The organism is Streptomyces sp. C36, assembly GCF_040932295.1.
Lineage (GTDB): Bacteria > Actinomycetota > Actinomycetes > Streptomycetales > Streptomycetaceae > Streptomyces > Streptomyces triculaminicus.
Map to the genome: position 1 here is coordinate 473,912 of NZ_JBFQGI010000001.1, position 25,476 is coordinate 499,387.

General features: G+C 73.1%; 24 protein-coding genes. 13 read left to right on the top strand and 11 right to left on the bottom strand.

The genetic code is table 11. From position 1 onward, the window contains the following. Positions 1 to 40: 40 nt before the first annotated feature. Positions 41 to 1,822, top strand: a complete 1,782-nt coding sequence (locus tag AB4K12_RS02010; RefSeq protein ID WP_368432470.1) for a serine/threonine-protein kinase — start codon at positions 41 to 43, stop codon at positions 1,820 to 1,822. 31 nt (positions 1,823 to 1,853) lie between these two features. On the opposite strand, the gene AB4K12_RS02015 is transcribed toward AB4K12_RS02010, so the two are convergent. Together AB4K12_RS02015 and AB4K12_RS02020 are read right to left on the bottom strand one after the other, a co-directional pair. Continuing rightward, a complete protein-coding gene (locus tag AB4K12_RS02015) occupies positions 1,854 to 2,549 on the bottom strand; it encodes a response regulator (protein ID WP_368432471.1) in 696 nt (231 codons plus the stop codon). After that, positions 2,546 to 3,814 (bottom strand): sensor histidine kinase, encoded by a 1,269-nt coding sequence (locus AB4K12_RS02020; protein WP_368432472.1) that lies wholly within the window; start codon positions 3,812 to 3,814, stop codon positions 2,546 to 2,548. Before AB4K12_RS02020 ends, AB4K12_RS02015 begins: the two co-directional genes overlap by 4 nt. Positions 3,815 to 4,011: 197 nt before the next feature. Between AB4K12_RS02020 and AB4K12_RS02025 the strand changes: the two genes are divergently transcribed. The 5 genes from AB4K12_RS02025 to AB4K12_RS02045 all read left to right on the top strand — a co-directional run bounded on the left by AB4K12_RS02025 (position 4,012) and on the right by AB4K12_RS02045 (position 10,504). Beyond that, positions 4,012 to 4,677 (top strand): hypothetical protein, encoded by a 666-nt coding sequence (locus AB4K12_RS02025; protein ID WP_368432473.1) that lies wholly within the window; start codon positions 4,012 to 4,014, stop codon positions 4,675 to 4,677. Between the two features lie 333 nt (positions 4,678 to 5,010). Then, on the top strand, positions 5,011 to 5,727 hold the full coding sequence (locus AB4K12_RS02030) for a transglycosylase SLT domain-containing protein (RefSeq protein WP_368432474.1): 717 nt from the start codon (positions 5,011 to 5,013) through the stop codon (positions 5,725 to 5,727). 110 nt (positions 5,728 to 5,837) lie between these two features. Beyond that, on the top strand, positions 5,838 to 7,049 hold the full coding sequence (locus AB4K12_RS02035) for a cytochrome P450 (protein WP_368432475.1): 1,212 nt from the start codon (positions 5,838 to 5,840) through the stop codon (positions 7,047 to 7,049). Between the two features lie 166 nt (positions 7,050 to 7,215). Then, positions 7,216 to 9,558, top strand: a complete 2,343-nt coding sequence (locus AB4K12_RS02040) for an Orn/Lys/Arg decarboxylase N-terminal domain-containing protein (RefSeq protein WP_368432476.1) — start codon at positions 7,216 to 7,218, stop codon at positions 9,556 to 9,558. Between the two features lie 100 nt (positions 9,559 to 9,658). Then, positions 9,659 to 10,504: a hypothetical protein gene (locus AB4K12_RS02045; RefSeq protein ID WP_368432477.1), complete on the top strand. Its 846-nt coding sequence runs from the start codon at positions 9,659 to 9,661 to the stop codon at positions 10,502 to 10,504. A gap of 28 nt (positions 10,505 to 10,532) precedes the next feature. On the opposite strand, the gene AB4K12_RS02050 is transcribed toward AB4K12_RS02045, so the two are convergent. Then, the gene (locus AB4K12_RS02050; RefSeq protein ID WP_368432478.1) at positions 10,533 to 11,348 is read right to left on the bottom strand and encodes an alpha/beta fold hydrolase; all 816 of its coding nucleotides are present in this window, start codon (positions 11,346 to 11,348) and stop codon (positions 10,533 to 10,535) included. Positions 11,349 to 11,475: 127 nt separating this feature from the next. Here AB4K12_RS02050 and AB4K12_RS02055 point away from each other — a divergent pair, with 127 nt between their 5' ends. Together AB4K12_RS02055 and AB4K12_RS02060 are read left to right on the top strand one after the other, a co-directional pair. Beyond that, a complete protein-coding gene (locus AB4K12_RS02055) occupies positions 11,476 to 12,369 on the top strand; it encodes a LysR substrate-binding domain-containing protein (protein WP_368432479.1) in 894 nt (297 codons plus the stop codon). A gap of 273 nt (positions 12,370 to 12,642) precedes the next feature. Continuing rightward, a complete protein-coding gene (locus AB4K12_RS02060; protein ID WP_368432480.1) occupies positions 12,643 to 13,380 on the top strand; it encodes a transglycosylase SLT domain-containing protein in 738 nt (245 codons plus the stop codon). 89 nt (positions 13,381 to 13,469) lie between these two features. On the opposite strand, the gene AB4K12_RS02065 is transcribed toward AB4K12_RS02060, so the two are convergent. Together AB4K12_RS02065 and AB4K12_RS02070 are read right to left on the bottom strand one after the other, a co-directional pair. After that, entirely contained in the window at positions 13,470 to 14,069 is a 600-nt protein-coding gene (locus tag AB4K12_RS02065; RefSeq protein WP_368432481.1) for a hypothetical protein, read from the bottom strand. Between the two features lie 142 nt (positions 14,070 to 14,211). Next, positions 14,212 to 15,228 carry an ETX/MTX2 family pore-forming toxin gene (locus tag AB4K12_RS02070; protein WP_368432482.1) on the bottom strand — a complete coding sequence of 339 codons (1,017 nt, stop codon included), beginning with the start codon at positions 15,226 to 15,228 and terminating at the stop codon, positions 14,212 to 14,214. Positions 15,229 to 15,564: 336 nt separating this feature from the next. Here AB4K12_RS02070 and AB4K12_RS02075 point away from each other — a divergent pair, with 336 nt between their 5' ends. Continuing rightward, entirely contained in the window at positions 15,565 to 16,275 is a 711-nt protein-coding gene (locus AB4K12_RS02075) for a YoaK family protein (RefSeq protein ID WP_368432483.1), read from the top strand. 63 nt (positions 16,276 to 16,338) lie between these two features. Here the strand turns inward: AB4K12_RS02075 and AB4K12_RS02080 are convergent, their stop codons facing one another. From AB4K12_RS02080 to AB4K12_RS02090, 3 genes are all read right to left on the bottom strand, one after another. Then, positions 16,339 to 16,794, bottom strand: coding sequence for a hypothetical protein (locus tag AB4K12_RS02080; RefSeq protein WP_368432484.1), 456 nt, complete (start codon positions 16,792 to 16,794; stop codon positions 16,339 to 16,341). Positions 16,795 to 16,878: 84 nt separating this feature from the next. Then, the gene (locus tag AB4K12_RS02085; RefSeq protein WP_368432485.1) at positions 16,879 to 19,554 is read right to left on the bottom strand and encodes a LuxR C-terminal-related transcriptional regulator; all 2,676 of its coding nucleotides are present in this window, start codon (positions 19,552 to 19,554) and stop codon (positions 16,879 to 16,881) included. Between the two features lie 102 nt (positions 19,555 to 19,656). Continuing rightward, positions 19,657 to 20,313 (bottom strand): hypothetical protein, encoded by a 657-nt coding sequence (locus AB4K12_RS02090; RefSeq protein WP_368432486.1) that lies wholly within the window; start codon positions 20,311 to 20,313, stop codon positions 19,657 to 19,659. Positions 20,314 to 20,698: 385 nt separating this feature from the next. Between AB4K12_RS02090 and AB4K12_RS02095 the strand changes: the two genes are divergently transcribed. Further along, entirely contained in the window at positions 20,699 to 21,076 is a 378-nt protein-coding gene (locus tag AB4K12_RS02095) for a hypothetical protein (protein WP_368432487.1), read from the top strand. 24 nt (positions 21,077 to 21,100) lie between these two features. Here AB4K12_RS02095 and AB4K12_RS02100 read toward each other — a convergent pair whose 3' ends face one another. Then, positions 21,101 to 22,009, bottom strand: a complete 909-nt coding sequence (locus AB4K12_RS02100; protein ID WP_368433128.1) for an endonuclease/exonuclease/phosphatase family protein — start codon at positions 22,007 to 22,009, stop codon at positions 21,101 to 21,103. 262 nt (positions 22,010 to 22,271) lie between these two features. Here AB4K12_RS02100 and AB4K12_RS02105 point away from each other — a divergent pair, with 262 nt between their 5' ends. After that, positions 22,272 to 23,276: a cobalamin-independent methionine synthase II family protein gene (locus AB4K12_RS02105; protein ID WP_368433129.1), complete on the top strand. Its 1,005-nt coding sequence runs from the start codon at positions 22,272 to 22,274 to the stop codon at positions 23,274 to 23,276. Between the two features lie 175 nt (positions 23,277 to 23,451). Here the strand turns inward: AB4K12_RS02105 and AB4K12_RS02110 are convergent, their stop codons facing one another. Then, a complete protein-coding gene (locus tag AB4K12_RS02110; protein WP_368432488.1) occupies positions 23,452 to 23,601 on the bottom strand; it encodes a hypothetical protein in 150 nt (49 codons plus the stop codon). 218 nt (positions 23,602 to 23,819) lie between these two features. Between AB4K12_RS02110 and AB4K12_RS02115 the strand changes: the two genes are divergently transcribed. Next, entirely contained in the window at positions 23,820 to 24,581 is a 762-nt protein-coding gene (locus tag AB4K12_RS02115) for a hypothetical protein (RefSeq protein ID WP_368432489.1), read from the top strand. Between the two features lie 34 nt (positions 24,582 to 24,615). On the opposite strand, the gene AB4K12_RS02120 is transcribed toward AB4K12_RS02115, so the two are convergent. Continuing rightward, positions 24,616 to 24,948: a hypothetical protein gene (locus tag AB4K12_RS02120; protein WP_368432490.1), complete on the bottom strand. Its 333-nt coding sequence runs from the start codon at positions 24,946 to 24,948 to the stop codon at positions 24,616 to 24,618. A gap of 78 nt (positions 24,949 to 25,026) precedes the next feature. Here AB4K12_RS02120 and AB4K12_RS02125 point away from each other — a divergent pair, with 78 nt between their 5' ends. Further along, entirely contained in the window at positions 25,027 to 25,473 is a 447-nt protein-coding gene (locus AB4K12_RS02125; RefSeq protein WP_368432491.1) for a hypothetical protein, read from the top strand. The last annotated feature ends 3 nt before the right edge of the window (positions 25,474 to 25,476 follow it).

The following is a 25,476-nucleotide window of genomic DNA, read 5'->3' on the forward strand; positions in this document are numbered from 1 at the left end:
CGTAGATTCTGATCTTCGGCATGAACGCATCACCTCGGGGGTGGGACCCATCAGTGGGAACTACGGCGGCGCACTGCGCCCGCTGACGGCAACCGATCCGCGCGAGATCGCCGGCTACCGGCTGCTCGCCAGGATCGGCGAGGGCGGCATGGGATCCGTCTACCTCTCGCACACGCGCGGCAACCAGCCGGTCGCCCTCAAGATGATCCGCCGGGAGTACGCCGGTGACGGCGAGTTCCGCCGGCGCTTCCAGCACGAGGTGCGCGCGGCCCAGCAGGTGCGGGGCTACCACCTCGTGCCCGTCGTGGACCACGACTCCGACGGCGAACAGCCCTGGCTGGCCACGGCGTACGTGCCGGGCCTGCCGCTGGACGAGGCGCTGCGGACCTACGGCCCGCTGCCGCTGCCCGCGGCGCTGCAGCTCGTCGGCTGCGTGGCCCGGGCCCTGGAGTCCGTGCACGCCGCCGGCGTCATCCACCGCGACCTCAAGCCCGGCAACATCCTGCTGGCCGCCGACGGCCCCTGGGTGATCGACTTCGGCATCGCACGCGCCGCCGAGGCCACCCAGCTCACCCGCAGCGGCGGGTTCATCGGCACCCCGCAGTTCATGTCGCCCGAGCACGGCACCGGGGCCGACCTCACCCCCGCCGCCGACCTCTTCTCCCTCGGCCTCATCGCCGCCGTCACCGCCACCGGCAACCACCCCTACGGCTCCGGTAGCGCCCTGACCGTGGCCACACAGATCGCCAACACCGCACAGCGGCCGCCGGACCTGTCCGGCTACCCGGACGATCTGCGCCCCCTGCTGGAGAGCACCCTCGCCGCCGACCCCGCCGCCCGGCCCACGCCCCGTGAACTGGCGGACCTGTGCGAGCGGGCCTCGTGCCGCCCGCCGCGCGCCTTCGACGGCTGGCTCCCGGCCCCGCTCGCGGCCGCCGTCGGCGAACGGGAGCGCCGGATGCGGCTGCTGCTGGCGGGCGAGGGCGAGCAGCCGCCGCAGGGCCCGGACCAGGAGGGGCCGCGCCGTACGGCCACCTACGTCCCCACCCAGGTGCCGGGACACGACCAGGGCGCGCCCTCCGGCGACGCGGCCGTGCACGCCGCACCCACGCAGGCCGCGAGCGCGGCCCCGGCCACGCCCCCGCGGCCCGCGTACACGCCCCCCGCCCCGGCGACCACCCCGGCGACCACCCCGACGCCGCCGTCCAGCGGCCGGCGGACGCCGCTGGCCGTCGGACTCGTGGTGGCCCTGGCCGTCGTGGCCGGTACGGCGTGGGCGATGTCCGGCGACGACGAGAAGTCCGACGCGCACGCGGACGCGAAGCCGTCCGCGAGCGCCCCGTCCGCCGCCGAGCCGAGCAAGAAGGCGAAGGAGGAGGCCAAGCAGGAGGCCAAGCCCGCCAAGCGCGACTACGAGACCGTCTTCGCCGACCGCCCCCTGACCATCGGCCCGCCCGTCAACTCGCTGGAGACGGTGGACTTCGACGCCCCCAGGGTGTCGCCGCAGGACGACATCCCGGGCCACGACACCGAACTGTCGTACATGGCCCAGTGGATGAACTTCAAGAAGGCGACCGCCAAGAGCAAGGGGACCACGCCCCAGGAGTGCCGCCAGGCGGTGGACACCGCACCGCTGCCCGCCGAGCTCACCCGCGCGGACCTGATGGACAAGAACATCCTGCAGAAGGACGACGTGCTGTGCACGGTGACCTCGAAGGGCAACCTTGCGATGCTCAAGATCACCGAGGTGTCGCCGACGGGCAAGCCCTTCGACCCGCCCGGCTACTCCGGCCTCCTCACCCTCTGGAAGCAGCCCTCCTGACGGGCCGCCGGGCCGACGGGCCGCCGGGTGTCTAGGAACCCGGGGCCACCAGGCCGCTCTCCCACGCCCACGCCGCGATCCCGACCCGGTTGCCGGCCTTCAGCTTCGCCTGGATGTTGGCCACATGGGTCTTCGCGGTCCCCGGAGAGATGAACAGCTCCGCGCCGATCTCCGCGTTGGTGCGCCCACGCGCGATCAGGCGGACGATCTCCCGCTCGCGGTCGGTCAGGGGATCCACGACGGCGGCGGCCGGGGCGGCGGACACCGGGGGAGCGGGCGGCGCGGGCGGCATGGCGGACAGCCGCCGCAGCAGCCGCACGGTGATCTGCGGGCTGATCAGCGCGTCCCCGGCCATGGCCGCCCTGACACCCTCGATGAGCAGGGCGGGGCCCGAGCGCTTGAGCAGGAAACCGCAGGCGCCGTGGCGCAGCGCCGTGTGCACGTAGTCGTCGAGGTCGAAGGTCGTCACGACGACCACCCGCGTCGGGTGCGCCGCCTCGGGTCCGGCGAGGAGACGCGTCAGCTCCAGGCCGTCGAGGCGCGGCATGCGGATGTCGGCCAGCACCACGTCGGGCCGCAGCCGCCGGGCCAGCTCGAGCGCGGTGGCCCCGTCGGCGGCCTCACCGACGACGGTCATGTCCGGCTGCGAGTCCAGGACGAGGCGGAAGCCGCTGCGTACGTCGTCCTGGTCGTCGGCCAGCAGGACGCGGGTCGGCGCGCCGCTCATGACGCCCGCTCCACGGTGTGCTCCACGGCCCGCTCCATGGTGACGGCCGTGGCCACCGGCAGCAGGGCGACCACCTGCCAGCCGTCCTCGTACGGCCCGTAGTCCAAGGTCCCGCCCGTCGACCGCACGCGTTCCCGCAGGCCGCTCAGGCCGCGCCCGCCGAGACCCTCCCGCTCCCGGCGCGCGGCCGCACGGGTACGCGTTCCGGGCCCGCCCCCTCCGTCGTCGGCCACGCGCAGCTCGACGCGGGGCGTGCCGTCGGCGCCCCGCACGCGCCCGAGCGTCACGGCGACGCGCGGGGTGCCGGGTGCGTGACGGCGCACGTTGGTCAGGGCCTCGACGACTACCCGGTAGGCCGTGGAGCCCGTGTCGCGGGAGAGGTCCCCGGCCGCCTCCGGGGCCATGGAGAGCCGGGCCTCGCCCGGACCGGCGGCGGTGAACCGCTCGACGAGACCGGGGAGTTGGTCCACGCCGGGCAGCGGCTCGACCGCGTCGTCGCCCGTACCGGCCCCCCGTGCCCCGCCGGTCCCGTCCGCCCCGTCCGTGGCGTGCAGCATCCGGACCATGCGGTCCATCGACGCCAGCGCGTTCAGGCCCGCCTTCTCGATGCGCTCCAGAGCCGGCACGGCCTGTCCCGGGTCGGCCGCCGCGACGAACCGCGCGGCCTGCGCCTGCGCCACGATGCCGCTGACGTCGTGAGCGACGAAGTCGTGCAGGTCGCGGGCCAGTTCCAGCTGCTGGGAGCGGCGCGTCTCGGCGACCAGCCGGTCCCTGCGGTACTCCATCAGCCGCGGATAGCCGCCGACGACGGCCGCCCCGCACACGGGCAGCCACCAGAACGCCACCGCGCCGGCCATCACCAGCACCGACGGGTGCGTCAACAGTGGGAGCGTCCACACCGCCACCGCCGTGCCCGCCACCGCACCCGCCGCCACCGCGTGCCGCAGCGGCGCCCAGCGGGCCACGACGACGAGCAGGACGAGCAGCGTCGCCGTCTCCACGAGCCGCGGCCACGCGCCCCCGGAGACCGTCGGCGGAACGCCGGCCAGCGTGGTCGCCAGCGACACCACGCCCACCAGCGCCACGGGCAGGGCGAGACGGCCCCGCGCCCGGCGCCACCGGCACAGGCACCACACGAGCAGCGCCACGGCGGCGACGGCGGGCACGACCCCGTACGGCGCCACCCGCGCGCCGTACGCGCCGACGGCCCCCGCCCCGCCACACCCCGCCGCGATCACGGCCGGCCCCACATCCCGGTGTCCCATGCGCCCCGTCGTCCGTTCCGTCGTCCCCACACCCCTGATCCTACGAGCGGGCGTTCGACTCTCTCCTCTCCCGATCGGCAGAGCACACAGGCCCGTTCACACCGGATCTCTGCCGATCGGCCGATGGCCCGGGCCCCCGGCCGCCGACGAGATTGGAGCCCGTCAACGGATCCACCCCGAACACCAGGGAGCCCGACATGAGCGTCTTCTCCACGCCCCGCCGCAGGACCACCGCCGCGGCCCTCGCCACCGCCACCGTCTTCGCCGCGCTGGCCACGGTGTCCTCCGCCTCGGCCTCCTCCTCCGCCTCGGACACGGCTCACGAGGCTGTTCACGCGAAGAAGCCGGCGGCGGTCGCCCAGGTGAGCGGAAAGGCCCGCATCTCCTACGCGTACTCGCCCAAGGACGAGATCCGCTTCTCCGTGGACGCCCAGTCCGCGCCCTTCAGCCGCCCCGTCGGCGAGTTCCCGATGGGGATGCCCACCGACGCGCGGGGCAAGGTCACCATCTACCACTGGTCGCCCGAGAAGAAGGAGGCGCGGCGCGGCGAGGCCGCGGTGGACTGCCTGGTCACCGGCGGCGACACCGCGACGCTCACCGCCGTGGTCACCAAGTCGCAGGACCCGGGCGAGATCGGCACGCGCATGGGCTTCAGCGTCAGGACCGGAGGCCCGGGCAAGGGCCGGTTCGGATTCCACTGGGGCGTCAGCAACCTCGACGTCGTCGACGGCAAGGCGGTCATGCCGCACGTGGGCACCTGCATGGCCCCCGCCCCCTTCGCCTCCGTGACCGAGGGCGGCTTCACGGTGAAGCACGCGGAGCTGCCCCCGCTGCCCGCCGGCTGGCCCGGCCGCGACCACTGACGGCGGTCACTGCCGGCGCCGTCGCGGCGACCGAATTCGCTGACGCTCCGCGTGCGCACGCTCGCGCGGAGAAGTGCTGCTGTGAGGCCCCTCATGGGGCCTGCGTCACATACGAAGAAGGGCCGTGGCGCCGAAGGTCCCGAATAGGGCGTTCCAGGGCATTTGGCTGGGTGTTTTACGGGGTTTGGTCGTAGGTCACACCCTTTGTCAGGGGGTTTTCGGGCCGCTAACAATTGCTGAGTCGCACGGCGCCGTCGACCGAGAAACGGCGCTTCTTCTTTGCGCCAATGACGGCCACTGCGACGTAAGCGATCGGAAGGGTTTCAGTTCCTCATGCGTTCCACCGTCTCCGGCCATACCGCTCTGTCCAAGGCCCACAAGTTCTCCGCCGCCGGTCTCGTGACCGTTGCCGGTGCTGCTGCGCTGACGTTCGCGCTGGTGCCGCAGGCTTCCGCCGCCGACGCTCACAGCATGAGCGTGAAGACGGTGTCGCTGAGCGCGCAGGAGTTCGGTGTGACGCAGGACGGCGAGCTGGCGAAGGCTGCGGACGATGCTGCTGGTCAGGCGCAGGTGAAGGCCGCTGCCGCGGTGAAGGCCGAGGCGAAGGCCAAGGCCGACGCCGAGCGCGCGAGCCGTTCCACCGAGCGCAAGACCCTCAAGCCCGCCGCCAAGCCGGCCCCGGCCAAGCCCGCCGCCAAGGCTGCCGCTGCTCCGGTGAAGAAGGCCTACGCCGACAACCTGGACGGCTGGATCAGCGAGTCCCTGGACATCCTGCGCGCCAAGGGCATCCCGGCCTCCTACGACGGCATCAAGCGCAACATCATGCGTGAGTCCACCGGTAATCCCCAGGCGATCAATGACTGGGATGTCAACGCGGTGAACGGTGTGCCGTCGAAGGGTCTGCTGCAGATCATCGACCCGACGTTCAAGGCGTATCACGTCGAGGGCACGTCCTGGAACATCTACGACCCGGTCGCCAACATCACCGCGTCCTGCAACTACGCGGCCGACAAGTACGGCTCGATGGACAACGTCAACTCCGCTTATTGATCGAACCGAGCGGATGAAGCACCCCTCAAGGCCCCCGGGACATGCTCCCGGGGGCCTTGGGTTTCGTCGGGCCCTCTCCACAACCCGGCCGCCCGGCTAGCATCCGTTGCATGGACGCGAGCGCCGATTTCGACCCGTGGAACCCCCGATTCGTCGCCGACCCCTATCCCGGTTACGCCCGGCTGCGCGCCTCCGGGCGCGTCCACTGGTTCGCCCCCAGTCGGCAGTGGCTGGTGCCGCACGACGCGGACGTACGGGCGCTGCTGCGGGACCGGCGGCTGGGGCGTACGTACCTCCACCGCTTCACGCACGAGGAGTTCGGCCGGACCCCGCCGCCGGCCGGTCATGAGCCCTTCCACGTCCTCAACGGCAACGGCCTGCTCGACCTGGAGGCCCCCGACCACACACGGATCCGGCGCCTGGTGTCGCAGGCCTTCACTCCCCGCACGGTCGAGGGGCTCGAGCCGACCGTGCGCCGGCTGGCCCGCGAGCTGGTCGAAGGCCTCGTGGCGGAGGGCGGCGGCGATCTGATGGCCACGGTGGCCGAACCGCTGCCGGTGGCCGTCATCGCCGAGATGCTCGGCATCCCCGCGGCGGACCGGGGGCTGCTGCGGCCCTGGTCGGCGGACATCTGCGGGATGTACGAGCTGAACCCGGACGAGGAGACGGCACGCCGCGCGGTCCGCGCGTCCGAGGATTTCTCCGCCTATCTGCGGGACCTGATCGCCCACCGGCGCACGCGGCCCGCCGACGATCTCATCAGCGCGCTGATCGCCGCGCACGACGCCGGGGACCGGCTCACCGAGCAGGAAATGGTCTCCACCTGCGTCCTGCTCCTCAACGCCGGCCACGAGGCCACCGTGAACACCACCGGCAACGGCTGGTGGGCCCTGTTCCGTCACCCCGACCAACTCGCCGCCCTCCGCGCCGACCACCGGCTGCTGCCCACGGCGGTCGAGGAACTGATCCGCTACGACTCGCCGTTGCAGCTCTTCGAGCGCTGGGTGCTCGACGACATCGAGATCGGCGGCACCGTGATCCCGCGCGGCGGCGAGGTCGCCCTGCTGTTCGGCTCGGCCCACCACGACCCGGCCCGCTTCCACGACCCCGGCCGGCTGGACATCACCCGCTCCGACAATCCCCACCTCGGCTTCGGGGCCGGCATCCACTACTGCCTGGGAGCTCCCCTCGCGCGCCGCGAACTCATCGCCGTGTTCGGCGAACTGCTGCGCCAGGCACCGGGGATGGGGCTCGTGGCCGAGCCGGAGTGGAAGCCCGGTTTCGTCATCCGCGGCCTGCGCGAGCTGCTCGTCGCCTGCTGACCGGCGGCCGGCCCGTCGAGCGCGTGAGCGAGTTTCCCCCGGCCTCGCCCCTCCCACGGGTGGTTCAGCCGTTCCCTCGCCACCTACCCCCTCTCATCCTGACGAGACTGAACGCTCAGCGGCGTGATGATCACAAAAGGCATGGCAGGGGAACATGGGGGGCGACATGGCCGTCGGCACCGTTCTGTTCGCGTTGCGGGAGGACCCGCACGCGCCGGACTCCGGGGCGGAGCAGCTGCGCAGGATCCGTAAGGCCGTGGAGGACCACGGCCTGGAGGTGCGCTGGGCCCGCACCGAGGCCGACGCGCGGGCGGTGCTGCGCACGGAGGCGGGCATCGCCGCCGCGGTGGTGGCCTGGGACCTCGCTCCCGGCGACAGCGGCAAGGACGAGCCGGGCGGCGCGGCGGTGCTGCGCCAGATCGGCCGGCGCTTCAAGGACCTGCCGGTGCTGCTCGTCATGGCCGACGGGGCCGACGAGGACCTCGACCACCTGCCGCTGTGGGTGTCCGAGGCCGTGGTCGGCTACGTCTGGCCGCTGGAGGACACCCCGGCGTTCATCGCCGGGCGGATCGCCGGCGCGGCGCGCGCCTACCGGGAGACCGTGCTCCCGCCGTTCTTCAAGGCGCTGCGCCACTTCGACGGCGCCCACGAGTACTCCTGGCACACCCCGGCGCACGCGGGCGGCGTCGCCTTCCTGAAGTCGTCGGTCGGGCGTGCCTTCTTCGACTACTACGGCGAACGGCTCTTCCGCAGCGACCTGTCCATCTCGGTCGAGGAACTCGGCTCCCTCTTCGAGCACACGGGACCGATCGGGGACGCCGAGCGCAACGCCGCCCGTGTCTTCGGCGCCGACCGCACGTACTTCGTCCTCCACGGCAACTCCACCGCCGACCGCATGGTGGGGCACTACTGCGTCTCCCACGACGAGATCGCCCTGGTCGACCGCAACTGCCACAAGTCCGTCCTGCACGGCCTGATCCTGTCCGGCGCCCGTCCCGTCTACCTCGTCCCCACCCGCAACGGCTACGGACTGGCCGGCCCGCTGCCCCCGGCCGAGATCGGCGCGGCGGCCGTGCGCGAGCGCGTCGCCGGCAACCCGCTGGCCCGTGCCGCGCGTTCGCCCGGGGCCGAGTACGCGGTGGTCACCAACTCCACGTACGACGGGCTGTGTTACGACGCCGTCGAGGTCGCCCGGGAGCTCGCGGCGAGCACGCCGCGCGTGCACTTCGACGAGGCCTGGTTCGCCTACGCGCGCTTCCACCCGCTCTACGCCCGGCGCTACGGCATGGCGGTGGGGCCCGACACCTTCGCCGGCCCCGAGCGTCCCACGGTCTTCACCACCCAGTCCACGCACAAGCTGCTGGCCGCGCTCTCCCAGAGCGCCATGGTGCACGTGAAGTCCTCGCCCCGGGCGCCGGTGGAGCACGACCGGTTCAACGAGGCCTTCATGATGCACGGCACCACCTCGCCGCTCTATCCCGCCATCGCCTCCCTCGACGTGGCCGCCGGAATGATGGACGGGCCGCAGGGGCAGTGGCTCGTCGACGAGGCGGTCACCGAGGCCGTCCGCTTCCGCCAGGCCGTGGTCCGTACCGGCAGGCGCGTGGCGGCGGCGGGGGACCGGCCCGCCTGGTTCTTCGGCGTCTGGCAGCCCCGTACGGTCACCGACCCGGCCACCGGCGAACAGCACGACTTCGCCGACGCCCCCGCCGAGCTGCTGCGCACCCAGCCGTCCTGCTGGCAGCTCGAGCCGGGCGCCGACTGGCACGGCTTCGCCGGCCTCGGCGAGGGGTACGCGATGCTCGACCCGGTCAAGGTGACGCTCACCTGCCCGGGCATCGACGCCACCGGCCGGTGGGCCGACCACGGTGTTCCCGCCCGTGTCCTGACCGCCTACCTGGCGACCCGGAACATCATGGTGGAGAAGACCGACAGCTACACCACGCTCATCCTCTTCTCCATGGGCATCACCAAGGGCAAATGGGGAACGCTCCTCGACGCCCTGATGGACTTCAAGGCGCTCCACGACAACGACGCCCCCCTCGACCGCGTCCTGCCCGACCTCGTCGCGCAGTACCCGCGGCGCTACGCCGGCACGACGCTGAGCGAGCTGTGCCGGAGCATGCACGACCACCTGCGCCGGGCCGATCTGGTCACCCTGCTGGACACGGCCTTCCAGGACCTGCCCGAGCCGGTCACCCCGCCCCAGTGGTGCTACCAGCAGCTGATCCGGGAGGGCACCGAGCGGGTCACGCTCGCGGACGCTCCCGGGCGGGTGGCGGCCGCCATGGTCACCGTCACGCCGCCGGGCATCCCCGTCCTCATGCCCGGCGAGTCCACCGGCACCGCCGACGGGCCGCTGCTGCGCTACCTCGGCGCCCTGGAGGCCTTCGACCGCGAGTTCCCCGGCTTCCGCAGCGAGACCCACGGTGTCACCGTGGACCCCGACACCGGCGACTACATGATCGAGTGCGTACGCGCGGACCGGGTGGCCGACGCACGGCCCTGACCGGACAGCGGCGCCGACCGGCCCGCCGCCCTGACCGGGGCGGGCGCGCCGAGGAGGGACGTGCGCGGCTCCTTCGCGACCGGGCGGTTACGGTGCGTCCATGGTGTTCGGCGTCGTCATGGCCTTCTGTGCCGCCGTCTGCATGGGCACGGCCACCGTGCTCCAGGCGATGGGCGCGCGCACGGCGCAGGCCGGCGGAACACCGGCGACGGGCCTGGCGACGCTGGCGCTGACCCTGCGCCGGTGGCCGTTCCTGGCCGGCATCGCCCTGGACACCCTTGGCTTCGTGGCGGAACTGGTGTCCCTGCGCTCGGTTCCCCTGTTCCTGGTCGAGGCGGCCCTCGCCTCGTCGCTGGCCGTCACCGCCGTCGTCGCCGCGGCCGTCCTGGGCATCCGGCTGCGTCACGCGGAGTGGGCCGCCGTCGGCGGGGTGTGCTGCGGCCTGGCCCTGCTGGCCGTCGCGGCCGGGCACGAGGGCACCGGCGCCGGGGACGCCCGCATGCGGTGGGTGATCCTCGGCGTCACGCTGGCGCTGGTCGTCGCCGGCCGGGTGGTCGCCCGGCGCGTCCGGCGCGGGCGGGCGGCGGTGCTGGGCGGCATCGCGGGCGTGTGCTTCGGCCTGGTCGCCGTCGCCGTGCGCCTGCTGCCGGACCTCGGCGTCCAGCGCCTGCTCACCGCGCCGTCGGCCTACGCCGTGGCCGTCGCCGGCCTCGGCGGCTACCTCCTGCTGATCGAGGCGCTGAGCTCCGGGGCGGTCACCGCGGCCACGGCGGCCATGGTGATCGGCGAGACCGTCTGGCCCGCCGCCTACGGGGTGCTCTGGCTCGGCGACTCCACGCGCCACGGCTTCAGGCCGCTGGCCCTCGCCGGTTTCGCCGTCTCGATCGCCGGCGCCCTGGTCCTGGCGCGGTTCGGCGACGCGGAACAGTACGCGTCGCCGCGCTGAGCGGGCCCGCGCCGGACGGGGCCGGGGCTCAGGCGACGGCGGCGGTACGGGCGGCGCCGCGCATCCCGGCGAGCGCGTCCCGCAGCGCGGCGTTGAACGCGCGGGGCGACTCCTGATGCGGCATGTGGCCCGCCCCGGGGATGACGGTCACACCGGCGCCGGGCGTCAGCGCGGCGCACGTCCGCGCGACCTCGAACGGAATCTGGCTGTCGAGCTCGCCATGGAGGTAGTGGACCGGGACGCCGAGCCCGGGCAGGGACGGTCGCGGGTCGTAGCCGGCGAGCCCGGCGATCTGCTCGTCGATGGACACGGCCGCGTCGAGGACCTGCCGCACCGTCTCGTCGCTCAGGGCCGGGTCCGCGCCCGGCGCGAACCACTCGGGCACCCATCCGACCACGGTGCCGGTCCGGTCGCGGCGCAGGTTCTGCAGCAGATCGTCGATGGGGACGGCCTGGGCCGCCCAGTAGGCGGGACCGCCCACCGAGACGACGCCGCCGACGAGCGTGGGGTGCCGCAGGCCCAGCTCGGTGGCGAACATGCCGCCCATCGACGAGCCGACGACGACCGGCCGCTCGAGGCCCAGGGCGCCGATGAGGCCGACGAGGTCGGTCACGACCGTGTCGAGGGTGTTGCCCCCGAGCGGCCTGTCCGAGCGGCCGCAGCCGCGCCAGTCGACCGTGACCACGCGGTGGTCACCGGCGAACGCCGGCACCTGGGCGCTCCAGACCCGCCCGCTGGTTCCCCAGCCGTGCAGGAACAGCAGCGACCCCACGGCGGTCCCGTTCCCGCCCGAGTACGTGTCCTCGTAGTAGTAGGACGTGTCGTCGACCTTCAGATACGGCATGGCCCGGCTCCTTCGCCGCCTCGATTTCCTTGATCGCTTGCGGGATCCATCCCACCGCGGACCGGGCCCGCGACCAACCGGCGAAGCGCGCCTACACTCATCACGAGAAGTGATCAATGGGGTGGGCATGGAGATCCGGCAGCTGCGCTACTTCCTGACCGTGGCGGAGGAACTGCACTTCGGGCGGGCGGCCGACCGGCTGCACATCGTCCAGTCGGCCGTCAGCCAGCAGGTACGCCGCCTCGAGCACGATCTGGGCGCCGAACTCTTCGACCGCACCACCCGGACCGTCGCCCTCACCGAGGCGGGCCGGCAACTGCTGCCCCACGCCAGGGACGTCCTCGCCGCGGAGGCACGCGCCCGCGCCGCGATCGACCGGCTGCGCACCGAGCGGGCGGTCACGCTGCGCCTGGGCACCAGCTCGGGGCTGGGCACACGGCTGGAGGGCATCCTCGCCGCGTTCGCCCGGCTCGCCCCGGACGCGCCGCTGGAACTCGTGACCGCGGCCACCGACACCAGGCTGAAGGACGTCCGCTCCGGGGAGCTCACGGCGACCCTGCTACGAGGGGAGCGCGAGGACACGGGCCTGGAACTGCTGCCGCTGTGGCAGGACCCGCTCATGGTGGCCCTGCCCGCACGGCACGACCTCGCCGCACGGGACGGGATCGACATGGCCGACCTCGCCGGCCTGCCGCTACGACTCACCCCGCGGCCCCGCAACCCGGCGCTGTTCGACCTCGTGACGCGCTCCTGCCGGGCGGCCGGCTTCGAGCCGGTTCTCGGCCCGGAATTCACCACCGTCCAGGACACCCTGGCCACCATCGCCTACGGCAAGCCCTCCTGGACCGTCTTCTACGCCCCGCACGCCGACCAGCTGCCGGTACCGGGCGTGGCCTTCCGCCCCCTGCGCAACCCCGCGCCCGCGATGCGCACGTATCTCGCCGTACGACCGGACCCGCCGGGCGCCGGGCTGCGCGCGCTGATCGAGGCCTGCCACGCCGTGTACGAACAGTCGCACTGAGCGAGCGAAGGGGGCCGGGGATGTGAGGGCGCTCATGGGGCGTGGCTCACATACGAAAGAGGGCCGTACTGGAGTGGCGGCGGAATTCCGGTATTTGATCTCACGTCGGGGGTGCGGGGGTACGGCGTTCCGCCGTAGGTCACACCTTTGCCAGGGGGTTTTTGCGCCGCTAACAATTGCTGAGTCGCACGGCGCCGTCGACCGAGAAACGGCGCTCTTTTTGCGCCATTGACGGCCATTGCGACGTAAGCGATTGGAAGGGTTCAGCTCGTTATGCGCTCCACCGTCTCCGGTTATTCCGCTCTGTCCAAGGCTCATAAGTTCTCCGCTGCCGGTCTGGTGACCGTGGCCGGTGCCGCCGCTCTGACCTTCGCCCTGGTGCCCCAGGCCCAGGCCGCGGATGTTCAGTCGGCCGGTGTGAAGACGGTGTCGCTGAGTGCTCAGGAGTTCGGTGTGACGCAGGACGGCGAGCTGGCGAAGGCCGCGGACGATGCTGCCGGTCAGGCGCAGGTGAAGGCCAAGGCTGCGGTGAAGGCCGAGGTGAAGGCGAAGGCCGATGCCGCCGACCGTGAGCGTGCGAGCCGTTCCGAGGCCCGTAAGCCGATGAAGCCCGCCGCCAAGCCCGCTGCGAAGCCGGCTCCGGCCAAGCCCGCCGCCAAGGCTGCCGCCGCTCCGGTGAAGAAGGCCTACGCCGACAATCTGGACGGCTGGATCAGCGAGTCCCTGGACATCCTGCGCGCCAAGGGCATCCCGGCCTCCTACGACGGCATCAAGCGGAACATCATGCGTGAGTCGACGGGTAATCCCCAGGCGATCAATGACTGGGATGTCAACGCGGTGAACGGTGTGCCGTCGAAGGGTCTGCTGCAGATCATCGACCCGACGTTCAAGGCGTATCACGTCGAGGGCACCTCCTGGAACATCTACGACCCGGTCGCCAACATCACCGCGTCCTGCAACTACGCGGCCGACAAGTACGGCTCCATGGACAACGTCAACTCCGCGTACTGATCCGGACGCGACCCGCACAATGCCGCAGGGCGGCCGCACCTCGCACGAGGTCGCGGCCGCCCTGTCGTTCGTCGCCCGTACCGGAGCGCCTACTGCGTCGCCCACTTCAGGGGCTCCTTGTAGAAGCCCCGGGCGTAGGTCACGTAGGTGATCTTCTTGCCGTCCGGCACGATGAAGGGGGTGCAGAACGTCTGCTCGTCGCCCTGCTTCCACGTGCCGTCGGTGGTGTCCTTGCAGTCGGCGGGCTTGCTGCTGAGGCTGCCGATGAGGATGAGCCGCGTGCCGCGCAGCTCTCCCTCGGAGATGGTGCCGACGTCGGTCGACAGCATCGGGCCCTTCATCTCCGGGTCGCCGCCGGCCAGCTTGGCCTTCACATAGACCCAGGCGAGGGTCTTCCCCTGGTACTTGCTCGCGTCCAGTTCGGTGAGGTCGGACGCCTTCCCCATGACGACGCGCTGTGGCGTGATGATGAATTCGCCCTTTTTGCCGTAGCGCTCGTCCACCTGCTTCTCGGGGCTGGGCTGCCCGAGCTTCAGCGGCTTCGACGCCTCGGCGGAGGCATTTTTGTCATTTCCGCCCTTCGCGCCGGACTTGGTCCCGTCGGAGTCGTCGCAGGCGGTCAGTGCGACCGCGGCGAGTACGGCCCCGGCCATGGCGAGCGCGGATCGGCGGCGTGTACCGGAATTCATGTGCGTCAGCAAGGTGTCCCCGTTATTGATGGTGCTTTTCCGGTAGCGGAACCCGGAATTGGCCCATGAGTGTACGTGCACCCCTGCCACGCACCGGCGCGCGGGGTCGGCCCCGGTGCGGACCCCGTGCGCCGGGCACCGGTCAGCGGCCGGAGGCGATGACCCGCTTGCCGTTCTGGTTGAGCGGAACGGGGACGGTCCGGACGGCGGCGACGCCGCGCTTCGGCTTCCCGTCGAGCGTCTTCTGGACGGCGTTGATGTTCAGCGAGACGCCCTGGCCGCCGGTGAACGTGCCGCTCGCGAAGGCGTTCACGCCGTCCGCGGTGACCTCATAGCCGGTGGTGTCGATGATTCCGTTGGCCCGGCAGTCGCGGAAGACCTCCTCGATCGGCACGAACCACAGCCAGTGGTTGTCCCCGTCGTGGTTGAGGTCGACCTTCTCGTTGAACCAGATGGCCACGTTCCCCGACATGGCGACGGTGGCGGTCCAGTCGATGTCGTACTTCTGGGTGCCGACCACCAGGGACGCCTCGACGAGGGACTTCGCCGGGATCCTCAGCGGCAGGTCGACGCTCCAGTTCTGGGTCTCCCTGTGCGCGAACTCCTGCGTCGAGGACAGGCTCGCCTCGATCGACGTGGTCTCGCTGACCTTGGCGACCGCCGGTATCTCGGCCGAGACCTCCATCGTGACGCCGATCTTCAGCGACTCCGTCACCGAGATCCGCAGGTCCTGCTCGGTCGTCTTGCTCTGCTTGTACGTGACCTGCTGCTCGACGTCGGTGCCGTTGCGGTAGTTGGTGACCACGGAGGTGACCTGACCGGGAACGGGGGAGGGGGCGCTGGGGTCGTAGACGATCCCGGTGTACTTCGTGCGCACCTGGTGCTGGTGGTAGTCACCGAGCGAGCTCTGCTTGCCGTATTCCGTGGACGCGGTGTAGCGGCAGCCGTTGGACCGGGGGAATCGCTCTCTGGCCATCCACTTGCCCCACTCGTCGGTGATTTCCTGGAGCGAGCGGGCGGCGCCCTTGCCCTTTCCGGCGCTCTGGGGCCGAGGGGCGGCGGCCGCGGAGCCCGCGGTCGCGACGGCGAGGGGAAGGGCCGTGGCGACCCCGACGGCGGGGGCGAACGTCAGCAGACGCCGCCTGGAGACATGACTCATTGAATTCCGTACTTTCTTGCGGGTGTTGACGGCAGAACGGACGAAGTTCCCTGACATGCAGGGCGATCCGTGGTCATCCATGCTGCAGGGGGACTTTGGTCAAGAGAGTCCCAAACGCATCATGACGTGACTCTCGCCCCATGTCTACCGCTGGTAACAGAACATGGCGTACCGTCAGACGACGAAATCCGCAGCCGGGATGCCGCGGCGCCACGCCGCGCACCCCGGTGGCCGGGCGCCGGTGTCCGGCGGCCGTATCGTCTGCGGCGTGATCGATGACGTCGTGGGCCCGTGCCGGGTGCGGGAGTACGGGGCGCCGGCCGAAGCGGTGGTGCCGTGAGGCCGGCGCCCGGCGTCGCCCTCACGACGGCGATGGTGGCCCTCACCCTGACGACGGGCATGGTCGAGGCCGTCAGCTTCCTCGTGCTCGGCCCCGTCTTCACGGCGGTGCAGACGGGAAACCTGCTCTTCCTCGGCTTCGCCATCGCCGGCGAGGGCGGACTGTCCCCGACGGCGGCGCTGGCCTCCCTCGGCGGGTTCGCCGTGGGGGTCGTGTCCGGCGCCCGGTCCGAGGCGCGCGAGGAGGCCGGCGGGCACCGGTGGTTCGTGTGGGCGCTCGTGACCGAGGCCGTCGTGCTGGCCGCCGGGGCGGTGGTGGCGTGGGACCTCGAGGGCGTGGGCGGCGCGCTGACGGCCCGGCACTACGCCGTGACCGCCGTGGTGGCCGCGGCCATGGGGGCGCGCAACGTGACGACGATGCGGGTCCGGGTGCCGGACCTGCCCACGACGCTCGCCACCCGGGCCATGACGGCCCTCCTCAGCGGCTCACCCGTGGCGCCCGCCCCCCGGACCTCCGCGGTCCTGAAGGACCAGGGTCGCCGCGCGGCCTCGGTCGGCGCGATGTTCGTGGGCGGCCTGCTGGGCGCCGGGATGCTGCACGCGGCCGTGCGCCCGGCCCTGGTGCTGCTGACCGCCGCCGTCGGCGTGCTCGCGACAGCCGCCGCCTACGCGACGCGGGCGCACCACCTGCCGCCGCCCCGCGGGTGAGTGCCCAGCCGCAGCACCCGGCGGTCTTCGTCCACCGGGTGCTCGGTCGTCCAGCCAGGCGATTCAGTGGCCGGTCGGCCCCAGGGTCGTCCCACCGGTCCCACCGGGCGGCGCCGAGTTCGGCTTCACCACGCACAGGGCCCAGATGACGAACGCGCACAGGGCGATGACCACGATCGACCAGAGCGGGTAGTAAGGGATGGACAGGAAGTTGGCGAGAAGCAGCAGAGCCGCCAGTGCCACGCCGACGATCCTGGACCACAGCGAGAGCTTGAACAGGCTCACACCCACCATGATCGCCAGAATCCCCAGGAGGAGATGGATCCAGCCCCAGCTCGTCAGATTGAAATGGAAGACGTAGTTGGGCGTCGTGACGAAGATGTTGTCATGGACCAGGGCCATCACGCCCCGGAACACATCCAGGAACCCCAGGACCAGCATCATCACGGCGGCGAAGACCGCCAGCCCCTCTGCCGCGGCCTGGGACCCGCCGGGACGCGGGTTGAGCGAGGACGACATGATCCACCTCCGGCGTATGCATCGGGACACTCCCAGCTTCGCCACCCCCGCGGGCCGCCCGCATCGCCCGTAACGGGTGAGTCGTCAGAGGATGTGCAGCTCCTTGCCGCGTTCGACGGCGGCGCGTCGGCGCGAGACACAGAGCTTGTGGTAGATGCTGCGCAGGTGCGTCTTGACGGTGTTGGCCGACAGGTGCAGTTCCGCCGCGATCTCGTCCGTGGACAGCATCCGCGCCACACACGCGAGCACCTCCCGCTCACGGCCGCTGAGCGGCTCCACGAGCGCCGGTACGGGCGCGGGGGCGCGCACCTCGTGGCCGTCGGCCCGTGGCGGGGGCCAGGGCGCGGCCGAGGCCCCGTCGTGGCCGGCGGTCCCGTCGAGCAGCGGCGGCAGCCAGGCACCGGCCTCGGCGAAGGGCCTGCGCAGCCCCTCGGGCCGGGCGTCCTCCAGGGCCCGGCCGAGCAGGCGGCGGGCGTCGGCCGGGTCGCCCTCGAGGGCCGCGGCGTGGGCGCGCAGCAGCGCGACGCGGACCCGGTCCGGCAGGTCCAGCCGGTACGAGCGGTCGGCGTGCGCGGCCAGCCGCAGCGCCCGCCCGGTGCGTCCCGCGGCGAGGTGGGCGGAGGCCAGGGCGACGACGAGTGCGGGCCCGTCCGTCCCCGCCTCGTGCAGGGCGTCGGCGGCGCCCTCGGCGTCGCCGTGGGCCAGGAGGACGGCGGAGCGCTCCAGGGCGAGACGCTCGGCTGCCCACGCCCCCCGGGGCGGGCCGTACGCGTCGAGGGCGGCCAGTGCCGCCTCCGCTCTTCCGCGGGCCGCCTCCGCCCGGCAGCGCAGGACGGCGCTCCAGGCCGCCGTCACCGGATCGTCGCCGCCTCCCGGACAGGTCCCGGCCTCCTCCAGGTGGCGGCGGGCGGTGCCGTGGTCGTCGCGCTCCCAGGCCACCATGGCGAGGGCCAGGTGGCCGGCCGCGCGGCGGCGGCCGGGAGGCACGCCGTGCCGGTCGCCGAGCTCCAGGGAACGCGAGGCATGGTCCTGTGCGGCGCCGAGCGCGCCCTCGGCGCTCTCGGTGAGCGCGAGCATGCCGAGGGCCTCGTGCCGGATCAGGGCCGTGGTCTCGGCGGAGCAGGCCTCGACGGCGGCGGCGAAGTGCCGGCGCGCCTCGTCGACGCGGCCGGCGCACAGCAGCGCGCGGGCGAGCCCCAGGCACCGCAGCGCCTCGAGCTCGGGATGCGCCTCGATCAGTGCGGGGTGCGCCTGACCCGCGAGCTCCTGGACGGCGCGGGAGGCCTCCAGGGCGTCCGCGCAGGCCTCGTCCGGCCCGCTCAGGAGCCGCAGCAGCGCGTGGGAGAGCCTCACCTCCACCGACGGGCGCCCGCGCCCGTCCCGCAGGTGGCGTTCGGCCTCCGCGAGCCACCGGCGGCAGGCGGCGACGTCGTGCCGCGCCAGGCGGCGGCCGGCGGCCAGCAGGGCGGCTTCGGCGCCCGGGAGGTCCGCGGGCAGATGGCGGAGCACGTCGTCGAGCCGCTCCGCCTCGGGCCCGGCGAGCAGGGCCGTGACCGGCGAGTGGCGGACGGCCTCCCGCGCGCAGAACCGCCAGTCCCCGGCGGCCGCCGCGTGCTCCAGGGCCTCGGCGACCTGCCCGGACCCGGCCAGGCGGCGCGCGGCCCGGGCATGCAACCGCGGCGCGAGCCCGGGCCGCTCGGTCTCCAGGTACGTCCGCAGGACCGCCGCGTACAGAGGATGCAGGCGGTACCACGAGGCCCCGGTGTCCGGTCCGGGTGAGGGACCGGCCTCGACGAAGGCGTTGACGCGGGCGAGCCCGGACAGGATCCGCTCGGCGTCCCGGCGCCCCGTCAGCGCGTTCGCCAGGCCCGGGGTGACGGGGTCGAGGATGCTGGCCCGTATCAGCAGTTCCCGCGCGTCGGGGTGGCGTGGGCCGAGGGCCTCGGCGAGCAGGTAGCCGGTGACGGCGTGTTCGGGCGCGGCGGGGGAGCGTGCGAAGCCGTCCGGGTCGTCGGACCGCCGCATGGCGAGGGCGCACAGCCTCAGGCCCGCGGCCCAGCCCTCGGTGCGGCCGGTCAGGGTGCGCACGGCGTCCTCGCCCGGCGTCAGGCCGTGCCGCCGCAGGAGCTCCGCCGCCTCGCGCGGGGTGAAGACCAGGTCGGCGCCGCGGATCTCGGACAGCCGGTCCTCCGCGCGGTAGCGGTGCAGCGGCAGCGGCGGGTCGGACCTGCCGGTCAGCACCAGCCGGAGCCGCGGCCCGGCGTGGGCGAGGAGGAACTCCAGGCCGGCCGGCACGTCCCGTCCGGGCAGCTTCTCGAAGCCGTCGAGGACGAGCACCACCGGCTCGGGCAGCCGTTCCACGGCCTCCGCGAGCGCGTCCGGCAGGGACCGTCCGGCGCTCCGGAGGCGGGTGGCGGCGACCGGGTCGAGGGGCAGGGCGGGCAGGGCCCGCCGCAGGGCCTCGGCCACACCGGACCAGAAGACTCCAGGGGCGTTGTCGTGCGTGTGCAGCGTCAGCCAGGCCACCGGCCCGGGCCGGCGGCAGGTCTCCGAGCGGGCCCAGGCGGCCACGAGCGTCGTCTTGCCGGACCCGGCGGGGCCCGTGACCAGCGTCAGGGGCCCGTTCGCACCGTCGGTGAGCCGGTCCAGGAGCCGTTGTCTGCGGACGTGGGCGCGGGGAAGGGCCGGGGCCGAGAACCGCGCGGCGGGCAGCGGTTCCCCGCGTTCGTCCCGGGAGTCCGGGAATTCGGTCGGGAGCATTCGATCACCACCGTGAGGGGGAGCGCGAGCGCGGTCTCGACCTGCCGTGACCATCTTCGCCCGCCGCCTCCGGTGATCGCCAGGTGAGGGGAGCGCGCACGGTCAGCGGCGGCGCCCACCGCCGCCGCCGGAGCGCGGTCGCAGCATGGCGGCCGCCAGGACGGCCGGTGCGGTGATCATCAGCGCGAGCGTGACCATCGAGGTGCCGCGGACCGGCGGCTTCCCCAGCGCCGCGACGTAGTGGCGACGCACCCGGTGAGGAGCGAGCCGCACGCGCGCGGGCGATACGACCTTCGCCGCCGCCACCGGCGGGGCGGAGGGCGGCGGCGGAGGCTCCGCGACGAGGGCCGCCGCTTCGGGCGCGGCGGGGACGGGTGCGGGCGCGGGGCGTACGGGCGTGACCCGGGGCGGAGGCGGAAGCGGGGGCGCGGGCGGCGGGGCCACCGGCGGTGCCGGGAGCCGACGCACCGGCACGGCCGGGCGCGGCCTTCCGCACGCGGGCCACCATCCGATGTCGGCGGCGACCAGGCGCGTGGTGACGCTCAGGCACCCCGCACCACTGTCGGTGACCCGCGCGCTCACGGCACCGCCCGGCACGGCGACCCCCAGCACGCCCACGTCCGCGCGGGACGGTGCGAGCGCCGGCAGGCTCCCGGCGACGGCGCTCAGCGATACGCCGCCGGCCTCCGCCCGTAGCCCCGCCTCGTCCGCGACCGCCGCGCCGGCCGGGGCGAGCCCGGCCGTAACCGTCAAGACCACAACGCCAGTTCTCAGCCATCCCCTCACCCGGAACAGCTTGCACATCCCCGGGAGTCCGTGGCCGCGATCGGCCGATGATTCCTCCGATGGGCGGAAGATCGGCCCGGCGTGCTGCCGCGCGAAGGCTCCGTACGCGGTCCTCCCGGCCGGCCGGGGGCGCGGCGCGGGCGGGGCGGGCGGCCGAGCAACCCCGCTGCTATCCCGGGGAAGTTACGGGCGGCCGCCACCGGGCCCAAGGGGTGGCGGACGCGCCGGGACTCAACCGCGCGGGTGACAAATCACCGCCATTGCGCTGTCAACAAACAGCGGACGGCCCCGGTCGCGCGACGATACCCGGGACCGAGGCTCATCAGCCCCTCGGACCATGTCTCTGTACGGAGGACCCATGTACGCTGCCGAGCTGGCTGCCAAGCTTGTCGAGCCCAGTGCCGAGGAAGAGCGCCTGGCCGAGGACTACGTCACGATCCTCGGCACGGTGTCCGCCATGGACCAGGCGGTCCGCGAGGGCGACTGGAGGCGGGCGCGGGAGGAGGCCGACCAGCTCATGAGCGCCGCCGAGGAGATGTGGTCGGCCCTCTCCGAGCCCGACGCCTACGACGGGACGGACGACTCGCCCGTGGAGGCCGACCCCCTGAAGGTCCGCCAGCTCGTCGCCGTCTACGCCCGCCCCCACGAGGTCGGCCGCGCCCTCTACCCCGCCGACCTGATCACGGACCCGGAGCTGCGCACCGCCGTGGAGACCGAGGACCTGGCCCCCTGCTGACCGCGGGCCGGCGCCGGCGGCCGGTCAGAGCTCGACGAGCGCCTGGACGGGGAGGTGGTCACTGGGGAAGCGGCCGTCCTCGGAGAACGTGTTGATGCCGGCCCTGAGCGTGCGGGCCGAGGGGGACACCAGGATCCAGTCGACGCGGTCCCCGTCCGGCACCAGCGGCCGGTAGCCGTGGAACGTGGCGTACTGCCGGCCGCGCTCGGCGGCGTCGTCCCAGGTGTCCTTCAGCGTGCCGCGGTCCAGCATCGTGTCGTAGACGGGATTGCGGTGGGCGGCGACGTTGAAGTCGCCGGTCACGACGCGGGGGAGGGACGGATCGAGCCCCCGCAGCCTGCTGGTGACCAGTTCCGCGCCGCGTTCGCGGGCGTACTGGTGGGCGTGGTCGAGATGGGTGTTGAGCGCGTAGAACCGCCCCCCGGTGCGCCGGTCGGCGAAGCGGACCCAGCTCGCCATGCGAACGACGGTGTTGCCCCAGGTGGCCGAGCCGATCAGGGCCGGGGTGTCGGAGAGCCAGAAGTGGTCGTACTCCTCGGGCGTGAGCCGGTCCGTGTCGTAGAGGACGGCCGTGAACTCGTCGTGACTGCCGCCGGCCCGGCCCAGCCCGATCCAGGCGTAGCGCGCGCCGAGGTCGCGGACGATGTCCCGCAGCTGTCCGTGGAGCCCCTCCTGCGTCCCCAGCAGGTGGGGCTCCTCGCGTCGCAGGAGGCGGCGCATGACGGGCCGGCGCTCGGACCAGGGATGCGGGCCCGTCTCCGAGGCGTAGCGCAGGTTGAAGCTCATCACCCGCAGTGCCCGCCGGCGGTCCGGCGACGGGGTGGTGGAGGCGGAGGCGACGGTGGCCACGGCGACGGTGGTGGCCTGGGCGGCGGCCACCGCCGCGGCCGCCGCGTGCAGGGCGGTACGACGGCTGAACGGCGGTCTCGGCACGGATACGGGCACGGTGCCCTCCCGGTGCGGGCTCGGCAGCAGGCGTAACCTTCCTTCCCGGAAGGCGGGTTCCCGTAATCACGCCCTGGGCGGCCGGCCCACGATGGCCGGAAAGCACCGTCGCCGTCACGCGAACGGTGCGGAGTTCACCTGTGCGATTGCCGTGTTACCGCCCGTTACCTAGCCTCCCCGCGTGACCATTCCCGCCATTCCCACCGAGCCCATCGGCAGCATCCCCCGCCCCGCGGAGCTGCTGGCCGCCATGGCGGCCCACGCCTCCGGCGAGATCGGCGACGCCGAGCTCGCCGCCGCCCAGGACCAAGCGGTCCGTGACACCATCCAGCGCCTGGAGGAGACCGGCTCTCCGGTCGTCACCGACGGCGAGCAGGCCAAGCCGAGCTTCGCGACCTATCCCGTCGCGGGGCTCGACCGGCTGGCGCCCGACGGCGCCGTCATCCCCTTCGCCGACGGCCACCAGCGGCAGCTTCCCCGGCTGACGGGCGGGCCGTTCCGTTACGCCGCCCACGCCGACGGGTATCTGCGGGCCGCTCTGCGGCACGCGGGCGTGCCGGTCAAGCAGGCCGTCATCGCCCCCTCCGCGCTGAGCCTCCTCTACCCTGCCGACGGCATCGAGGGCTACCCCCACGAGAGGTTCCTGGACGACCTGGCGACCGAGGCGGAGACGGACATCCGCCGCTGCCTGGCGGCCGGCGCGCACGTCGTCCAGCTCGACTTCACCGAGGGCCGGCTCTCGCTCAAGCTGGACCCGTCCGGCGGCCTGCTCGAACAGTTCGTCGCGCTCAACAACCGGGTCCTGGAGCGGTTCTCCGAGGCCGAGCGGGCACGGATCGGAGTGCACACCTGCCCGGGCGGCGACCAGGACTCCACCCACAGCGCCGACGTCGACTACGCGGCGCTCCTGCCCAGGCTGCTGCAGCTCAAGGCAGGCGCCTTCTACGTCCAGCTCGCGAGTGAACCCGATCCGGACAAGGCGCTCGGCGTCATCGCCGAGCACCTGCCCGCCGACGCGCGGGTGTTCGTCGGCGTGACCGACCCGATCGACCCGCGCGTCGAGACGCCGGAGGAGGTGCGCGACCGGGTCCTCGCCGCGGCCCGGCACCTGCCCGCGGATCGCCTGGGCACGTGCGACGACTGCGGGTTCTCCCCCTTCGCCGACGACACCTCCACCTCGCGCGACACCGCGTTCGCCAAGATCAGGGCCCGCGTCGAGGGAACCGCCCTGGCCGCACAGGACCTGGGACTCTGACGGCCGCGGCGGCCCGCATGCCGGACGTCCGCCCTGGCGGCTCTCGTCGCCGGGTCGGACGCCGAGCGGACGCGGCCCGCCGCCGGCCCGCCGGAAGGCTCAGCCGAGGATGTGCACCTCGGTGCTGTTGGTGCCGGTGCGGCTCTTCTTGACGGCCACGAGGTCGGGGCGGCCGTCACGGTCCCGTTCCGAACGCCGACGCGCCGGCCGTGGCGGTACGGTCCGGGGCGTGATCCTTTCCGGCGGCCGAGGCGCTGCCGGGGAGCGAGAGGACCGCCCCCAGGACGACGGGGGCGAGAGCGGCGATGGCCTTCATGGTGCGCACAGGAATGCCTCCCTGACACATGCTCCCGGGAAGTTCCCGGGAGGCGCGACCGATGCTAGGGGCCGTGCCGCGGACCGGCTCCCGGACATCGCGGTCGACGTCTGGAATCCACGGTTGAAGGTCCGATTCCGGGTGACATCACATAGCCACCTACGCTGAATGCCCTTGGAATGCAAGCCAGTTGGCGCGCCCACTCTTCCTGTGCCATAAAGGGTGACATGGCGGATACGTTCAGGAACGCGGAGGCCGAAGTAAAGATCATCGTTTCCGGTGGAACGGCCGAGCGGGCGCGCCGGGCGCTCGGGCTGGACGCCGCGGACGGAAAGCGTCTGACCGTCTACTTCTGGGACAGGCCATGGGCGGACGGCGACGACATCCGCCTCCCCCTCTCGGAGGGCGGAGCCATCATCCGGCTCCGCCGGCCCGCGAAGGGCGACAAGGGCGACCTCACGGCGAAACTGCGCCCGTGTGATCCGGACGCCCTTCCCTCCCGCTGGCGCGAGAACCGTGACGGCAAGGGGTGGGAGTTCAAGATCGAGGAGGACTGGAGCGGCCGCGACCGCGTCTGGGCGGCCTCACTGAAGGTGGACGGCGACTTCGAGCGCCCCCTCGACGACGACGGCGGGGAGAAGCGCTCGCGCGGACCCCGGCTGACCCCGGAGCAGCGGGACCTGCTGGCGAGCGCCGAGATCGGCGACGGCGACCTCGAGGACCTCGTGGCGCTCGGCCCGGTCCGGGCCATCAAGTGGAAGCCCAGCCGCCGGGACCTGATCCACCCGCTCATCGCGGAGTTCTGGAGCGTCGGCGACGACCTGCGCTTCCTGGAGCTGTCCCTGCGCACCCGGCACTCGGAGGCCCCCCAGGCCCAGGAGCTGCTGGAGCGCACCATGCTGGAGCGCGGCCTGCGGCCGTCCTCGCGGCAGGCCCCCAAGACCCAGACCGTCCTGACCGCACTCGCCCGGGACCACCTGAACCGCTAGGGCGTGTCCGACGGACCGGTACCGCCGGCGGCGCTCAGCACTGTGTGCCGTCCATGACGCGCACCTTCAGTACGTCCTCGTCGCAGTGGACGATCTCGAGAGCGCGGCCCGGCCGGTCCGTCCCGGGGAAGGAGACGGCGAGCGTGCGCCCGTCCTCGGACGTCCACCGGCCGACGACCTCGCCGGGCACGTCGCGGCTGCCGATGGGGCGGTCGACGAAGGTGCCGTCGGGGACGATCTCCATGCCCCGGCGGCCGCGCGCGGGCGGCAGGGGGTGGCCGGCGGGGCGGTAGACGGTCACGCCCTCGGCGTCCTCCTCGTAGGAGTGCACCCACCGCCGGAAGAGTTCGGAAGGCAGCTCGCTCATGCCTCCACCATCGCACGCGGCCGCCTTCCGCCCTGGGTGCCGAGCCGTGCCGCCGGACGGGTGCGGCATGATTCCGTCATGCGATACGACGACGCCCTCATCGGCCACTGGAGCAGCGCCCCCTTCGACTACGGGGTGATGGAGGGCAGCGACCTCGCCTTCCTGCCCGACGGCCGCGGCTGGTCGGTCTTCGCCAACCTGGGCGGGACGTCCGTCACCCGTTTCCGCTGGCACTGCCCGGCCCCCGGGCGGCTGGAGATACGGGAGGAATGGTCCGTCAGCGGACAGTGGGAGTGGGAGGGGTCCACCGGCGGATTCTCCTCGGTGGACGAACAGCGTTCCCGCCAGTCCGTCACCGTCACCGGTTACACCATCGGCCAGGAGGAGACCGCCGTGGGCGAGCCGGTGCCGGTGACGGCCGTGTGCTTCGACGAACCGGTGGAGTTCACCACCCTCTACGCCCGGGGCGACCGTGACATCGCCCCCGCCCAGGACCCGTCGTACGCCCTGCGCCCGTACGCCTGACGG

Excerpts from the sequence above, each read along its gene's own strand:
- AB4K12_RS02015 (WP_368432471.1), bottom strand. The coding sequence starts at position 2,549 with ATGAGCGGCGCGCCGACCCGCGTCCTGCTGGCCGACGACCAGGACGAC.
- AB4K12_RS02020 (WP_368432472.1), bottom strand. The coding sequence starts at position 3,814 with ATGGGACACCGGGATGTGGGGCCGGCCGTGATCGCGGCGGGGTGTGGC.
- AB4K12_RS02025 (WP_368432473.1), top strand. The coding sequence starts at position 4,012 with ATGAGCGTCTTCTCCACGCCCCGCCGCAGGACCACCGCCGCGGCCCTC.
- AB4K12_RS02030 (WP_368432474.1), top strand. The coding sequence starts at position 5,011 with ATGCGTTCCACCGTCTCCGGCCATACCGCTCTGTCCAAGGCCCACAAG.
- AB4K12_RS02035 (WP_368432475.1), top strand. The coding sequence starts at position 5,838 with ATGGACGCGAGCGCCGATTTCGACCCGTGGAACCCCCGATTCGTCGCC.
- AB4K12_RS02040 (WP_368432476.1), top strand. The coding sequence starts at position 7,216 with ATGGCCGTCGGCACCGTTCTGTTCGCGTTGCGGGAGGACCCGCACGCG.
- AB4K12_RS02045 (WP_368432477.1), top strand. The coding sequence starts at position 9,659 with ATGGTGTTCGGCGTCGTCATGGCCTTCTGTGCCGCCGTCTGCATGGGC.
- AB4K12_RS02050 (WP_368432478.1), bottom strand. The coding sequence starts at position 11,348 with ATGCCGTATCTGAAGGTCGACGACACGTCCTACTACTACGAGGACACG.
- AB4K12_RS02055 (WP_368432479.1), top strand. The coding sequence starts at position 11,476 with ATGGAGATCCGGCAGCTGCGCTACTTCCTGACCGTGGCGGAGGAACTG.
- AB4K12_RS02060 (WP_368432480.1), top strand. The coding sequence starts at position 12,643 with ATGCGCTCCACCGTCTCCGGTTATTCCGCTCTGTCCAAGGCTCATAAG.
- AB4K12_RS02065 (WP_368432481.1), bottom strand. The coding sequence starts at position 14,069 with ATGAATTCCGGTACACGCCGCCGATCCGCGCTCGCCATGGCCGGGGCC.
- AB4K12_RS02070 (WP_368432482.1), bottom strand. The coding sequence starts at position 15,228 with ATGAGTCATGTCTCCAGGCGGCGTCTGCTGACGTTCGCCCCCGCCGTC.
- AB4K12_RS02080 (WP_368432484.1), bottom strand. The coding sequence starts at position 16,794 with ATGTCGTCCTCGCTCAACCCGCGTCCCGGCGGGTCCCAGGCCGCGGCA.
- AB4K12_RS02085 (WP_368432485.1), bottom strand. The coding sequence starts at position 19,554 with ATGCTCCCGACCGAATTCCCGGACTCCCGGGACGAACGCGGGGAACCG.
- AB4K12_RS02095 (WP_368432487.1), top strand. The coding sequence starts at position 20,699 with ATGTACGCTGCCGAGCTGGCTGCCAAGCTTGTCGAGCCCAGTGCCGAG.
- AB4K12_RS02105 (WP_368433129.1), top strand. The coding sequence starts at position 22,272 with ATGGCGGCCCACGCCTCCGGCGAGATCGGCGACGCCGAGCTCGCCGCC.
- AB4K12_RS02115 (WP_368432489.1), top strand. The coding sequence starts at position 23,820 with ATGGCGGATACGTTCAGGAACGCGGAGGCCGAAGTAAAGATCATCGTT.
- AB4K12_RS02120 (WP_368432490.1), bottom strand. The coding sequence starts at position 24,948 with ATGAGCGAGCTGCCTTCCGAACTCTTCCGGCGGTGGGTGCACTCCTAC.
- AB4K12_RS02125 (WP_368432491.1), top strand. The coding sequence starts at position 25,027 with ATGCGATACGACGACGCCCTCATCGGCCACTGGAGCAGCGCCCCCTTC.